This window comes from Halobacillus sp. Marseille-P3879, assembly GCF_900240285.1.
Taxonomy (GTDB): Bacteria; Bacillota; Bacilli; order Bacillales; family Halobacillaceae; genus Halobacillus_A.
On record NZ_OESS01000002.1, the window covers coordinates 563,404 to 577,174 of the forward strand.

General features: G+C 40.7%; 16 protein-coding genes. 15 read left to right on the forward strand and 1 reads right to left on the reverse strand.

Annotation, left to right across the window (positions count from 1 at the left end; translation table 11 throughout):
• Position 1: 1 nt before the first annotated feature.
• The 6 genes from fapR (at position 2) to rnc (ending at position 4,323) form a co-directional block, all read left to right on the forward strand.
• Entirely contained in the window at positions 2-580 is a 579-nt protein-coding gene (fapR, locus tag C1A12_RS10610; RefSeq protein WP_101843850.1) for a transcription factor FapR, read from the forward strand.
• The gene (gene plsX, locus C1A12_RS10615; RefSeq protein ID WP_101843851.1) at positions 580-1,584 is read left to right on the forward strand and encodes a phosphate acyltransferase PlsX; all 1,005 of its coding nucleotides are present in this window, start codon (positions 580-582) and stop codon (positions 1,582-1,584) included. Before fapR ends, plsX begins: the two co-directional genes overlap by 1 nt.
• Entirely contained in the window at positions 1,581-2,522 is a 942-nt protein-coding gene (fabD, locus tag C1A12_RS10620; protein WP_101843852.1) for an ACP S-malonyltransferase, read from the forward strand. The genes plsX and fabD overlap by 4 nt, the downstream gene beginning before the upstream one ends.
• Positions 2,522-3,262 (forward strand): 3-oxoacyl-[acyl-carrier-protein] reductase, encoded by a 741-nt coding sequence (fabG, locus tag C1A12_RS10625; RefSeq protein WP_101843853.1) that lies wholly within the window; start codon positions 2,522-2,524, stop codon positions 3,260-3,262. Before fabD ends, fabG begins: the two co-directional genes overlap by 1 nt.
• A 60-nt stretch (positions 3,263-3,322) precedes the next feature.
• Positions 3,323-3,556, forward strand: coding sequence for an acyl carrier protein (gene acpP, locus C1A12_RS10630; RefSeq protein WP_101843854.1), 234 nt, complete (start codon positions 3,323-3,325; stop codon positions 3,554-3,556).
• A gap of 74 nt (positions 3,557-3,630) precedes the next feature.
• Positions 3,631-4,323 carry a ribonuclease III gene (gene rnc / locus C1A12_RS10635; protein WP_101843855.1) on the forward strand — a complete coding sequence of 231 codons (693 nt, stop codon included), beginning with the start codon at positions 3,631-3,633 and terminating at the stop codon, positions 4,321-4,323.
• 49 nt (positions 4,324-4,372) lie between these two features.
• Here the strand turns inward: rnc and C1A12_RS10640 are convergent, their stop codons facing one another.
• Positions 4,373-4,594, reverse strand: a complete 222-nt coding sequence (locus C1A12_RS10640; RefSeq protein WP_101843856.1) for a DUF1128 domain-containing protein — start codon at positions 4,592-4,594, stop codon at positions 4,373-4,375.
• 171 nt (positions 4,595-4,765) lie between these two features.
• On the opposite strand from C1A12_RS10640, the gene smc reads away from it, so the two are divergent.
• The 9 genes from smc (at position 4,766) to trmD (ending at position 13,640) form a co-directional block, all read left to right on the forward strand.
• Positions 4,766-8,332 (forward strand): chromosome segregation protein SMC, encoded by a 3,567-nt coding sequence (gene smc / locus C1A12_RS10645; RefSeq protein WP_101843857.1) that lies wholly within the window; start codon positions 4,766-4,768, stop codon positions 8,330-8,332.
• Between the two features lie 13 nt (positions 8,333-8,345).
• Positions 8,346-9,581 (forward strand): signal recognition particle-docking protein FtsY, encoded by a 1,236-nt coding sequence (gene ftsY / locus C1A12_RS10650; protein WP_101843858.1) that lies wholly within the window; start codon positions 8,346-8,348, stop codon positions 9,579-9,581.
• A gap of 74 nt (positions 9,582-9,655) precedes the next feature.
• On the forward strand, positions 9,656-9,976 hold the full coding sequence (locus C1A12_RS10655; RefSeq protein WP_101843859.1) for a putative DNA-binding protein: 321 nt from the start codon (positions 9,656-9,658) through the stop codon (positions 9,974-9,976).
• A 13-nt stretch (positions 9,977-9,989) separates the two neighbouring features.
• Positions 9,990-11,330: a signal recognition particle protein gene (ffh, locus tag C1A12_RS10660; RefSeq protein ID WP_101843860.1), complete on the forward strand. Its 1,341-nt coding sequence runs from the start codon at positions 9,990-9,992 to the stop codon at positions 11,328-11,330.
• 92 nt (positions 11,331-11,422) lie between these two features.
• A complete protein-coding gene (gene rpsP / locus C1A12_RS10665; RefSeq protein WP_101843861.1) occupies positions 11,423-11,695 on the forward strand; it encodes a 30S ribosomal protein S16 in 273 nt (90 codons plus the stop codon).
• Positions 11,696-11,709: 14 nt separating this feature from the next.
• Positions 11,710-11,937, forward strand: coding sequence for a KH domain-containing protein (locus C1A12_RS10670; protein WP_101843862.1), 228 nt, complete (start codon positions 11,710-11,712; stop codon positions 11,935-11,937).
• Positions 11,938-12,004: 67 nt separating this feature from the next.
• Positions 12,005-12,391 carry a YlqD family protein gene (locus C1A12_RS10675; protein WP_101843863.1) on the forward strand — a complete coding sequence of 129 codons (387 nt, stop codon included), beginning with the start codon at positions 12,005-12,007 and terminating at the stop codon, positions 12,389-12,391.
• Between the two features lie 8 nt (positions 12,392-12,399).
• Positions 12,400-12,915, forward strand: a complete 516-nt coding sequence (gene rimM, locus C1A12_RS10680) for a ribosome maturation factor RimM (protein WP_101843864.1) — start codon at positions 12,400-12,402, stop codon at positions 12,913-12,915.
• Positions 12,915-13,640 carry a tRNA (guanosine(37)-N1)-methyltransferase TrmD gene (trmD, locus tag C1A12_RS10685; protein WP_101843865.1) on the forward strand — a complete coding sequence of 242 codons (726 nt, stop codon included), beginning with the start codon at positions 12,915-12,917 and terminating at the stop codon, positions 13,638-13,640. Before rimM ends, trmD begins: the two co-directional genes overlap by 1 nt.
• The last annotated feature ends 131 nt before the right edge of the window (positions 13,641-13,771 follow it).

Here is a 13,771-nt window from a genome sequence, read left to right on the forward strand (position 1 = left end):
GATGAAACGATCCAAACAAGTGAGACAGAGCGAATTAAAGGACACGATCAAAGAAACGCCTTTTATTACAGATGAAGAGCTGGCACGCCGTTTTAATGTTAGTATCCAGACAATACGGCTTGACCGTATGGAACTTTCTATCCCGGAATTGCGTGAACGTATTAAATCTGTTGCTACTCATGAATGGAATGAAACGGTTAAAGCTCTGCCAATCGAAGAAGTTATTGGAGAAGTAATAGATCTGGAACTTGATGAGCGGGCAATTTCCATTTTAGACATAAAGCCGGAACACGTTTTTTCCAGAAACAGTATAGCCAGAGGACATCATTTATTTGCTCAAGCTAATTCCTTAGCCGTAGCTGTAATTAATGATGAACTTGCGCTGACTGCTGGATCGAGTATCCGGTTTACCCGGCCGGTTAAATTGGGAGAGCGTGTGGTAGCGAAAGCGTTCGTAAAAGGTGAAGATCATAAAGGGCGAACGATAGTAGATGTACACAGTTATGTGGAAAGTGACGAAGTATTTGCAGGGTCATTTAAGATGTTTCGCGAAAATGACCCTAAGGAGATGAATGAATAATGAAGCTGGCAATTGATGCAATGGGAGGTGACAATGCACCCGAAGCGGTTGTGAAAGGTGCATTGGAAGCTGTTCATTCAATAAAAGGGCTTGAAATTACTCTTATAGGAAATGAGAAAGAAATCAATCCTTTCTTAAATGATTCAACGAATATTAATGTTATACATACGACAGAATCCATAACGGCTGACGATGAACCGGTCCGGGCTGTGAGAAGAAAGAAGCAGGCATCTATGGTATTGATGGCTAAAGAGGTCAAAGAGGGAAGAGCTGATGGATGTATTTCTGCTGGAAACACAGGAGCTTTAATGAGTGCGGGACTGTTTGGTATTGGAAGGTTAAAAGGAGTAGAGAGGCCTGCTCTAAGTCCAACTTTGCCTACGGAAGATGGCAAAGGCTTTTTAATGCTGGACGTAGGAGCAAATGTTGATGCAAAACCTAATCACTTGCTTCAATACGCTGTCATTGGTTCAATTTATAGCGGTAAAGTAAGAGGAGTGTCTTCTCCCCGTGTCGGTTTATTAAACGTTGGAACAGAAGAGGGAAAAGGAAGCGAACTAACGAAGAAAGCTTTTGAATTAATGGCGGATGCGCCAATAAACTTTATAGGCAACGTAGAGGCTCGTGATCTTCTTAATGGCGCCGCTGATGTTGTCGTAACTGACGGTTTTACAGGAAACGTCGCATTGAAAACAATTGAAGGTACAGCCTTAACGATGTTCTCAATGATAAAATCTACTTTCATGCAGAACTTTAAATCCAAGATTGCAGCCAGCCTTGTAAAGAATGATTTAAAGCAGCTGAAAAATCAGCTGGATTATTCAGAATACGGAGGGGCAGGATTGTTTGGTTTACAGGCTCCGGTTATTAAAGCTCACGGCTCATCTAATGAAAGGGCGATTTTCAATGCGATCAAACAAGCTTGTCACATGATTGAAGAAAATGTGACCACTACAATTGAATCCACATTAAAAGAAGTGGCAAAGGAAGGTGCAGACGATTGAAAAAGGTAGCTTATATCTTTCCAGGACAAGGGTCCCAGGAAGTTGGAATGGGCCAGGAAATGTATGAAACTTACGATAATGTGAAACAATTATTTGACCAGGCGGATGAGAAGCTCGGGTATTCTTTAACTTCCCTCATGTTTGAAGGCCCGGGAGAGGAATTAACAAAAACGGAAAACGCTCAGCCTGCACTTCTCTTAAACAGTGTAGGGATTACTAAAGTACTTGAAGAAAAAGGGGTAACTCCTTTAATGACAGCCGGCCACAGCCTGGGTGAGTACAGCGCACTCGTCGCTGCAGGTTCACTGAACCCTGCAGAGGCTGTTCAGCTTGTCCATACAAGAGGTAAATTGATGGAAGAAGCTGTTCCTACTGGACAGGGGGCAATGGCTGCTGTCTTAGGATTATCAAAAGAGAATATTGAGGAAGTACTGGCAGACTTTGACGAAAGTGAGCCTGTTGATCTGGCTAATATTAACTGTCCTGGACAAATCGTAATTTCAGGTACAGCTCAAGGTGTGGAAAAAGCATCTCACCTGTTAAAAGAAGCAGGTGCAAAAAGAGTTCTTCCGTTAAATGTAAGCGGTCCTTTCCATTCCCGTTTAATGGAGCCTGCTAGTGAAGAGTTTGCAGCGAACTTAAAGGAAGTTTCGATCACTGCTGCTCAATGTCCTGTCTATGCTAATGTCACCGCGGAACCTGTAACAAAACCAGGAGAAATCGGGGAATTGTTAATAAAACAGTTATATTCTCCTGTACGGTTCGAAGAGATCTTAGAAAAATTTGTAGAAGCAGACCTCGATGCGATTGTAGAAGTAGGACATGGAAAAGTGCTTAGCGGGTTAGTTAAGAAAGTAAACCGGAGGACAAAGACATTCTCCATTCAGGATCCGGAGTCTCTTCAAAGTTTTATAGATTGGTATAAGGAGGATTCTTAATGTTGAACGAACAAGTGGCCCTCGTTACAGGAGCTTCTCGTGGTATTGGCCGTGCCATAGCACTTGAGTTAGCTTTAAAAGGTGCTAAAGTAGCAGTAAACTACGCGGGAAGTGAAGCAAAAGCTGAGGAAGTTGTTCAGGAAATTAAAAAAAATGGCGGAGAAGCCATTAAAATTCAAGCCAATGTTTCCAACTCAGATGATGTTAAAGCGATGGTCAAGGAAGTTGTCGATCAATTCGGAAAACTGGATATATTAGTGAATAATGCGGGTATTACCAGAGATAATCTGTTGATGAGAATGAAAGAAGATGAATTTGACGATGTTATCGATACAAATTTAAAAGGTGTATTCGTCTGTACAAAAGGTGTTACCCGACAAATGATGAAACAGAAATATGGACGGATCATTAATATTTCTTCCATCGTAGGTGTGTCAGGAAATCCTGGCCAAGCGAACTATGTAGCTGCTAAAGCCGGTGTGATTGGTTTAACCAAATCCAATGCTAAAGAGCTGGCTTCTAGAAACATTACAGTTAACGCTGTGGCTCCTGGTTACATTACCACAGATATGACAGATCAGCTTACCGAAGATCAGCGTGAACAAATGCTTTCCTTAATTCCATTGGGAAGACTTGGAAGCGGCGAAGATATAGCTGGCGTGGTTCGCTTTTTAGCCTCAGAAGATGCAGGATATATCACTGGTCAGACCATCCATGTTGATGGTGGTATGGTGATGTAAAATTTGTCTGGTTTTCCTTTTTAAAATTTACTATAATGATTGAAGGGAGGTGAAGTTCCTATGGCAGATACATTCGAAAGAGTAAAACAGATCATTGTCGATCGTCTTGATGCAGACGAATCAAAAGTAACAATGGAAGCTTCCTTCAAAGAAGATCTAGAAGCGGATTCTCTTGACGTTGTTGAATTAGTAATGGAGCTTGAAGACGAGTTCGATATGGAAATTTCTGATGAAGAAGCTGAAAAAATCAATACAGTTGGCGACGCTGTGAACTACATAAACAGCCAGTCGTAACTTATGAATTGCTGTCTGCTTTGCAGGCAGCCTTTCCTATATAGATCAATTTCGAGAAAAGGACAAGGTGAATTATGGAGGATTTTTCCAGTTTCCAAGAAAAAGTCAATATTCATTTTAAAGACGTTACGTTACTGGAACAGGCATTTACCCATTCATCCTATGTGAATGAGCACCGCAAAACAGACCGTGAGGATAATGAGCGTCTTGAGTTTTTAGGGGATGCTGTCCTTGAACTAGGGGTATCGCAATATTTATACAGAGAATTTCCTGAAATGGCAGAGGGAGAACTTACAAAGCTGAGAGCTTCGATTGTTTGTGAAGCCTCGTTAGTCAAGTTTGCAAATGAATTGAATTTTCAGGAGTTCATTCTCTTAGGGAAAGGCGAAGAAATGACCGGCGGGCGGAATCGTCCAGCTTTGTTGGCGGATGTTTTTGAAGCCTTCATTGGAGCTGTCTATCTGGATAAGGGTTTTGACCAAGTAGTGGCGTTCCTGAATACTTATGTGTATCCTAAAATTAAAAGTGGTGCTTTTTCTCATGCGATGGATTTTAAGAGTCAGCTTCAGGAATACATACAGCGAGATCGAAACAGCCGTATAGAGTATGAAATTGTTGAAGAAAGAGGACCTGCCCATAGCAGGGAATTCATTGCTCATGTAAGTGTGCAGAATGAAACCGTAGGCATTGGAGTGGGGAGAACAAAAAAAGAAGCTGAACAAAAAGCTGCTCATCAGGCTCTCCTTAACAATGGAGCAATTCGATAAGTAAACAAAAACCATTTCTATTAAAGAAATGGTTTTTTTGGTGCATTATTTACTTACGATAGTTTCCTAATTCCTGTACAAATGCCTGAATCTCGGAAACACTCAGCTGACCCTTCGATTGGATGATGTCGTGAAGGGATTTAATTTCACTATATTTGTCCAAGTCATAGTCCTCGGGATCCATAATCGAACGGTTTACAACTTGAAGACGATCAGCCATATCGTCAATAATATAGTTTAGATTATCTCTGGTAGGCTCTTGAAGACTCACAATTTTCCTCCTCAACTATTCTCTAGGGGTTATAACATATCATAAAATATTTTCTGTCATATTAAAACCCTTAAAAAAGATTTGCTTTTCTAAATCGATCTCCACTTACCTTTTTCTTATGGGGTATGATAAAATAGACAAGTTAAAATAGTGATACACAGGAGGATGAGTATGTTCCTCAAACGATTAGATACGGTAGGATTTAAATCATTCGCTGAGCGCATCTCGGTAGAATTTGTTTCTGGAGTGACCTCAGTAGTAGGCCCGAACGGCAGCGGGAAGAGCAATATTACCGATGCCATCAGATGGGTATTAGGGGAACAGTCAGCTCGCTCTTTGCGCGGGGCAAAAATGGAAGATATCATTTTTGCAGGAAGTGATACGAGAAAAGCGTTAAACATGGCAGAAGTAACCCTTACACTAAATAATGAACAACAGACACTTCCTCTAGAATTTGAAGAAGTCAGCGTGACGAGAAGGGTTTATCGATCAGGCGAAAGTGAGTTTTATATAAATAATCAATCATGCCGGTTAAAAGACATTGTAGATTTATTCATGGATTCCGGTCTTGGACGTGAAGCTTTTTCAATTATCAGCCAGGGTAAAGTCGAAGAAATACTCAGCTCTAAAGCAGAAGAACGACGCTCTATATTTGAAGAAGCAGCCGGTGTACTTAAATATAAACAAAGGAAAAAAAAGGCAGAACATAAATTGTTTGAAACACAGGAAAACCTAAATCGAGTGGAAGATATTATCCACGAGCTTGATATACAACTAGAGCCTTTGAAAGAACAAGCTTCAATCGCAAAAGACTATCTGGATAAAAAAGAAGAATTAAAGCAAATTGAAGTTTCACTGTTAATTACACAAATTGAAGACACGCATTATGAATGGAAACAGCTGTTAAAAGATTTAGAGCAAGTGAAGGAACAAGAGGAAGAATTGAAGGCAGATCTGCAAAAAAAAGAAACATCGATTGAAGAAAAAAGAGATCATATCCTGGCGCTTGATGAGTCACTTGAGGACTTGCAGGAAACTCTACTTTCATTGACGCGGGAGCTCGAGAATGTCGAAGGTAAAAAAGAATTAATAAAAGAGCGTCATAAGCATTTTTCTGAAAACAAAACAAAACTTGAGGAAGAATATAATAGTATTACTGCTGAAATTGCTTCATTGGAAAAAACAGTGTATGCAGAGAATAATAAGCTTAAAGAAGTAAAACGTGAACAGAAGGACACAAAAAAACAAATAGAGCTGACAAAAAAAGCTCTTCATAATGGAACTGAAAACATCGAAGCTCAAATAGAAGACTTAAAAAGTGAGTATATAGATTTATTAAATAGTCAAGCTGCAAAACGGAATGAGAAGCAATCTTTAGAACGCCAGTTAGAGCAGCTCAATAGTAAAAAAGGTATGCAGCAGGGTAAATTTAAGGAATTGAATGAGGAACGCAGCCAACTGCAGTCTGAATTTGACCGTCTTAGTAAAGAGCTTAACGATCACACGAATGAACGATTTAAATTAGAAGAAACTCTCACTAATTATCAGCGTCAGCTTGCCAATGATGAAAGTTCTTACGATGAATGGCAGAATAAACTGTACCAGGGATACCAGTACTTGGAAAAGCTTCGTTCGAAACAGGAAATGCTCGAAGAACTTAAAGAGGATTTTTCAGGATATTTTCAAGGAGTAAGAGAAGTGTTGAAAGCTAGAGAAGAGGCCAGGCTTGAAGGGATTGAAGGTGCTGTACTTGAGGTGATTGACATACCTTCCCGCCTTCTTACTGCTATAGAGACTTCCCTGGGTGCTCAAGCTCAGCATGTGATCGTTAAAGATGAATCAAAAGGACGCCAGGCTATTCAATGGCTGAAGAAGAATAACAAAGGGCGGGCGACCTTTTTACCGCTGTCTACCATCCAGCCAAGGTTTGTACCTGATCAGGCTGTGGAGAAGGCGGCTGATCAACAAGGGTTTGTTGGAGTTGCTTCTGATCTCATTAGTTTTAACGAGGATTATGCGCCTGCTGTTAAGCATTTATTAGGTCATATTGTGATTGCTGAGTCGCTGGAGCACGCTAACGTGATTGCCGGTGTGCTACACCGTAAATTTAGAGTAGTGACTATAGAGGGAGATGTCGTTAACCCAGGAGGTTCAATGTCTGGAGGGGCACAAAAGAAATCCAATCAATCCCTTTTCACAAGAGAAAAAGAATTACAAGAACTGACTGGTAAAATTGAATCCTTCGATAAGAAAGCTCAGGATGTGGAAAAGAAGGTAAAAGAATTAAAACATAATATTACAGATAAACAGCAGTCGATTGAAAATCTGCAATCTCAATTAGACGCGGTGAAAAATAAAGAATTTGAACAGCAATCGTATAAGAGGGAACTTCAAATAAAAATTGACCATTTAAACGATCAATTAGTCATTTATGATCAAGATCAATCTCAATTCACAAATGATAAAAAACAAGTTGACGAACGCCTTCTAGGATTAGAGGAAGAACTAAGCCATCTTAACCATAAACTTGAAGAGCTACAAAATCAGATTGACCATTTAACAAAAACGAAAGAACGGCAAAAGGATGATGAAGAACAGCTTCGGGAGCGGCATCAGCAACTGAAGATGAAGCAAGTTGAGCAGGAGTCGAAAGTTGCGAACCAGCAGGAAAAAACGGATCGGATGGAACAGGAATTGAAAAAGCTTCAGGATGCTGTGAATCAGAATCGTCAATCCTATTCCCAACTGCTTGAGGTTGCTGAGTCGAACGAAACTGAAGAAGATCTTGAAGAGAAAATGCAAACGACAAAACGCCGTAAAGAAACAACAAGCCAACTGATCCACGACCGGCGGCAGGAAAGAAATTCGCTTTCTTTATCCGTCCAGCAGGAAGAAAAGGAACTAAAAGAAAAGCAGCGTATACACCAGAATTATGTTCAGGATCTGCAGCAAAAAGAAGTCAAAGCAAATCGTCTAGATGTAGAACTGGAAAACATGCTTGATTATTTACAGAGCGAATACGTGATAACCTTCGAAAAAGCTCAAAAAGAATTCTCACGTGTCGAAAACGTCGATCAGGCCTCTACTCAGGTAAAACTGATTAAGAAAGCTATTGATGAATTAGGGACGGTCAACCTTGGTGCAATTGATGAATACGACCGCATTGTAGAGCGTTATGACTTCTTATCTGGTCAACAGGCTGATCTTCAGGAAGCTAAAGATACGCTCCATTCCATTATTGACGAAATGGATTATGAGATGAAACGCCGCTTCGAAGATACCTTCACTAAAATAAGGCAGGAATTTGGTCAGGTTTTCAAAGATTTATTCGGCGGCGGCCAAGCCGATCTGAAATTAACAGACCCTCAGGACATGCTGGAAACAGGGGTTGATATAGTCGCTCAGCCTCCAGGCAAAAAACTGCAAAACTTAAGTTTGCTGTCAGGCGGGGAAAGAGCTTTAACTGCCATTGCGCTGTTGTTCTCCATTTTACGTGTGCGTCCTGTGCCTTTCTGTGTGTTGGATGAAGTTGAAGCAGCTTTAGATGAAGCGAATGTGAATCGTTTTGCTAAATTTTTAAAGGAGTTCAGTGAACAGACCCAGTTTATTGTTATTACTCACCGTAAAGGTACAATGGAAGAATCCGATGTATTATATGGTGTAACCATGCAGGAATCAGGTGTTTCTAAACTGGTTTCCGTAAGGTTAGAAGAAACGGCAGAATTAATGGAAGCGTAGAAAGGATGAGACGATGAGTTTCTTCAAGAAATTAAAAGAGAAGTTCGTACTTGAACCTCATGAAGTCGAAGAAAAAGAAAAAGAGAACGAACAATTAAAAGAGTCTTTAAAGCATAATTATGAACCTGAAAGCAAACCATCTACAGATTTAGAAGGTGAAACAGAGACTCCCGAGGAGAATGAACTTATTGATCAGCAGGTCGATGTGGGGCATGGTGATCAAGCTTATGAGGCAGATTCCACTGTTCTTCCTGATAAAACCGGGGAGGAGGCCGGTGAAAAAGAAAACATCGCCTCTAAGTTTAAAAAAGGATTAGCCAAGACACGAGATTCTTTCACTTCAAAAATTAATGATTTAGTGGCTAAATACCGTACGGTAGATGAAGATTTCTTTGAAGAGCTGGAAGAAGTGCTTATTTCGGCAGATGTAGGTGTTAATGCGGTAATGGAAATGATAGAAGAGCTGGAAATGGAAGTAAAGAGAAGAAATATAAAAGATACGGTGCAGGTTAAAGAAGTGATCTCGGAGAAGCTTGTAGAGCTGTATTACGGAGAAGAAATGGAAGCAGATATCGAAGAGCTTGCCACGAATTCCGATGGTTTGACCATTTATTTATTCGTAGGTGTAAATGGAGTTGGAAAGACTACCACTATTGGAAAGCTGGCCCATCAATTAAAGGCTGACGGTAAAAAAGTGACCCTTGCAGCGGGGGATACGTTCCGTGCTGGAGCCATTGATCAGCTGGATGAGTGGGGAAAACGAGCTGGTGTGAATGTGATTAAGCATAATGAGGGGAGTGATCCTGCTGCTGTCATTTATGACGGAATTCAGTCTGCAAAGTCTAAGGGAGCCGATGTACTTATTTGTGATACAGCCGGCCGATTGCAAAACAAAGTTAACTTAATGAATGAATTATCTAAAGTGAAGCGGGTAATTGAGAGGGAGATTCCGGGGGCACCGCATGAGGTGTTGCTGGTACTTGATGCAACAACAGGCCAAAATGCAATGAGTCAAGCAAAAACCTTTTCTGAAGCCACAGACGTCTCTGGAATTGTTCTTACTAAGCTTGATGGAACTGCTAAAGGAGGCATCGTCCTCGCTATCCGAAATGAACTGCGGATCCCCGTTAAGTTAGTAGGTTTGGGTGAGAAAGTAACTGATTTAGAAACATTTGACGCCAACGCCTTTGTTTATGGGCTGTTCGCAGATATGATAGAAGAACAGGAGACTGAGCAAGGAGAGCTTTAAGTCTTGACACTGCTTAGTCAACTCGGTTAGTATTTGTATGTAAAGGCATTTCACTTAACAAGGAGTGAATAAACGTGCTGGAAAAAACGACGCGGGTTAATTATTTGTTTGATTTTTATCAATCGTTACTCACTCCAAAACAACGGAACTATATGGAGTTATATTATCTGGAAGACTATTCTTTAGGTGAGATTTCAGAGAACTTTGAGGTTTCCAGGCAAGCCGTTTATGATAACATCAGACGAACGGAAGCCATGCTGGAGGAATATGAGAATAAACTCCATTTATACGAAAAATTCGAAAAACGTCAGCAAATTTTTCACCAAATGGAGAACAGAGCAGCAAGTGATAATAATCTAAATAAGTGGCTCCAGCAACTACAAGAATTAGAATAGGAGGGTTCCTTCGATGGCTTTTGAAGGTTTATCCGACCGTTTACAACAATCGATACAAAAGATTAAAGGGAAAGGGAAAGTTTCTGAGCAAGATGTAAAGGAAATGAGCAGAGAAGTCAGACTTGCCCTTCTAGAAGCAGATGTAAACTTTAAAGTAGTAAAAGATTTTGTGAAGCGCATTCGCGAACGAGCTGTTGGCGAAGAAGTAATGGGCAGTTTAACACCTGGCCAGCAGGTAATAAAGATTGTGAAAGATGAACTTACAGAGTTAATGGGCGGCAATGAGAGTAAAATTGCCGTGGCCCAGCGTCCACCCACTGTTATCATGATGGTTGGTTTACAAGGTGCAGGTAAAACAACTACTACGGGAAAGCTTGCAAACCTTCTGCGGAAAAATTATAACCGCAAGCCTCTTTTAGCAGCAGCAGACATATACCGTCCGGCTGCTATTCAACAGCTGGAAACCCTCGGGAAGCAACTGGACATGCCCGTTCATTCTCAAGGTACAGATGCAGATCCTGTAGATATAGCCAGGCAGGCTGTAGAGAAAGCAAAAGAAGAGCATAACGACTACGTTATCATTGATACAGCCGGACGCCTGCATGTGGACGGAGATCTGATGGAAGAACTGCAGCGGATTAAAGAAGCGGTAGGTCCTGATGAGATATTTCTTACAGTCGATGCTATGACGGGGCAGGATGCTGTAAATGTAGCGGAAAGTTTTGATGAACAACTGGACGTAACAGGGGTGCTTTTAACCAAGCTTGATGGAGATACCCGCGGTGGTGCTGCCTTGTCAATTAAAGCAGTTACCGGTAAACCAATTAAGTTTGCCGGGATGGGAGAGAAACTTGACCAGCTGGAACAATTCCATCCCGAGCGAATGGCATCGCGGATTCTCGGTATGGGCGATGTGATGACGCTAATTGAAAAAGCTCAGACTCAAGTAGATGAACAACAGGCGAAAGATCTTGAGTCGAAGATGCGTAATGCATCCTTTACTTTTGAGGATTTCCTTGAACAAATGGATCAGGTGAAAAATATGGGGCCCCTTGATGAACTCATTAATATGATCCCTGGAGCTAATAAGATGAAGGGACTGCAGAATGCTTCGTTTGATGATAAACAGATCGTCCATGTCGAGGCAATTATTCAGTCGATGACTAAGGCTGAGAGACAGGATCCATCTTTAATGAATGCCAGCCGTAAGAAGAGGATTGCCAAAGGTTCAGGAAGATCTGTTTCAGAAGTGAACCGTCTTTTGAAACAGTTTGAAGACATGAAAAAAATGATGAAGCAGATGAGTAATACAAAAGGAAAGAAAGGCAAAGGAATGAAATTTCCTTTTATGTAATGTAAAAAACCTTTACACACATGAGAACATCTGCTAAAATCTAAACTTGTGCGAAACAATTTATTAAAGAAAGTTAATGGAGGTAGTTAAATATGGCAGTAAAAATCCGCCTAAAACGCATGGGCTCTAAACGTAACCCATTTTACCGTGTAGTAGTTGCTGATTCACGTTCTCCTCGTGATGGACGTTTTATTGAACAAATCGGAACGTACAATCCTGTAGCTAACCCAGTACATGTTGACATTGACGCTGATAAAGCGATGGATTGGATGTCTAATGGTGCACAGCCAAGCGATACTGTTCGCAATCTGTTCTCTAAAGAAGGAATCATGAAGCAGTTCCACGATAAAAAAAACAATAAGTAAAGAAGCGTGATATCATGAAAGCCTTGATCGAAACGATCGTTACACCGCTTGTAGATCATCCAGAAGAGATCGAAGTAAACGTTAAGGAAGAGAAAAGCAAAGTTGTTTATCACTTAACAGTTCACAAAGAAGATGTTGGTAAGGTGATTGGAAAGAACGGTCGAATTGCTAAGGCAATTCGGACGGTGGTTTATGCGGCAGGCTCAGATGCTAGTAAGCGAATCTATTTGGATATCATGTAAGAAAAGGGAGAGGGGAAACCTTTCCCTTTTTTTAACATAAAAAATTAAAATAAGAGGCAGGAATATCATGCAGATTATCAAACGAATACCCGTCAAGCAAATCTTAACGGATACGAGCAGACAAGCATTGAAGGATCGTTTTAATAAACAGTATGATCAGCTGGATAATGAAAGTCAGCAGCTTCAGTTTGAACAGAAAAAAATTGAAAGAAACAAAGAGTATAACCAAAATGAAGTCCGCCAGCGTTTTAATAAAGAAATTCGTCTTCGTAAGGAACGGATGAAAAGATTGCAATATCAAATCGGCCAGTTAGATACACTGCCGAATGGGGAAGAATTAAAAGTGGACGAAGTAGAAACACTGGTAAATATAGAAGAAGGCGACCACTACGAAGAACTTATTAGAGATCGGGAAATCGTAATTAAAGATGGAATTGTTATACGAGCGAGGTAGGTTATAAGATGAACGAACAATATTTAAATGTCGGGCAGATTATCAATACTCATGGAATAAGAGGCGAAGTAAAGGTGCGTCGTATTACTGACTTTGATGAGCGGTTTGAGCCCGGACAGCTATTGTATTGGACGAATGATGATAAGGTTATGGAAGAACTTATCATAAAAAGTCACCGGATCCATAAAGGGTTTGATTTAATAAGTTTTGAAAACCACCCTACAATTAATGATGTAGAGAGGTTTCGGGATGGCTTCTTGAAAATTTCTTCAGATGAACAATTAGAGCTGGCTGAACACGAATTCTACTTTCATGAAATTATTGGTTCCGCCGTTTACTTGACTTCGGGAGAGAAAATCGGTGTAGTCAAAGAAATTTTAACTCCCGGGGCAAACGATGTGTGGGTAGTAAAGCGTGAAAAGGCTAAGGATGCACTTATTCCCTATATCGAAGAGGTTGTTAAAGAAGTGGATACTGAAGGAAAACAGATTATCATTGATCCAATAGAGGGGCTGCTGGACTAATGCATATAGATATTCTGACACTTTTCCCAGAAATGTTTCCTGGTGTTATGGAACAGTCTATTATGAAAAGGGCTTTAGACAAAGGAGCTGTTTCTTATCAAACAGTTAATTTCAGGGACTATACTGAAAATAAGCATAATAAGGTAGACGACTATCCATATGGGGGAGGCGCAGGTCTCGTGCTCACACCTCAGCCTATTTTTGATGCTGTTGAAGCTGCAAAGCAAACGACGGTTGCTGAATCAAGAATTGTGCTAATGTGTCCACAGGGAGAGCCATATACTCAAAAGAAAGCAGAGGAATTAGCCGGGGAAGAACATCTTATTTTCTTATGTGGTCACTATGAAGGGTATGATGAAAGGATCAGGCAGGAACTCGTTACAGATGAAATTTCGATCGGAGATTATGTTTTAACCGGCGGGGAGTTAGGAGCAATGGTAGTAATCGATTCAGTTGTCCGTCTGCTTCCGGATGTCCTTGGTAATGAACAATCTGCTCCTGAAGACTCTTTTTCCAGCGGGCTGCTGGAACACCCCCATTACACTCGCCCGAGAGAATTCCGGGGCCGAGAAGTGCCTGAGGTGCTCCTATCTGGAAATCATGCAAAAATCGAAGAATGGCGGCATTATGAATCCTTGAAAAGAACTTATAAAAGAAGGCCGGATCTACTGGAACACAGAAAACTAACTGAGCAGGAGAAAGCCTGGCTGGATGAATGGAAATAACCGAATTCTATTGCGAAAATTAGAATTCTATGGTATATTATCTGTTGTGCTTAAACGTTCGGTTTAAGTTTAAAAACGATGTTCCGCTTTCTCTTAGAAGATAAGAGCATTAGTTAAGAAGGAGTGAAAAC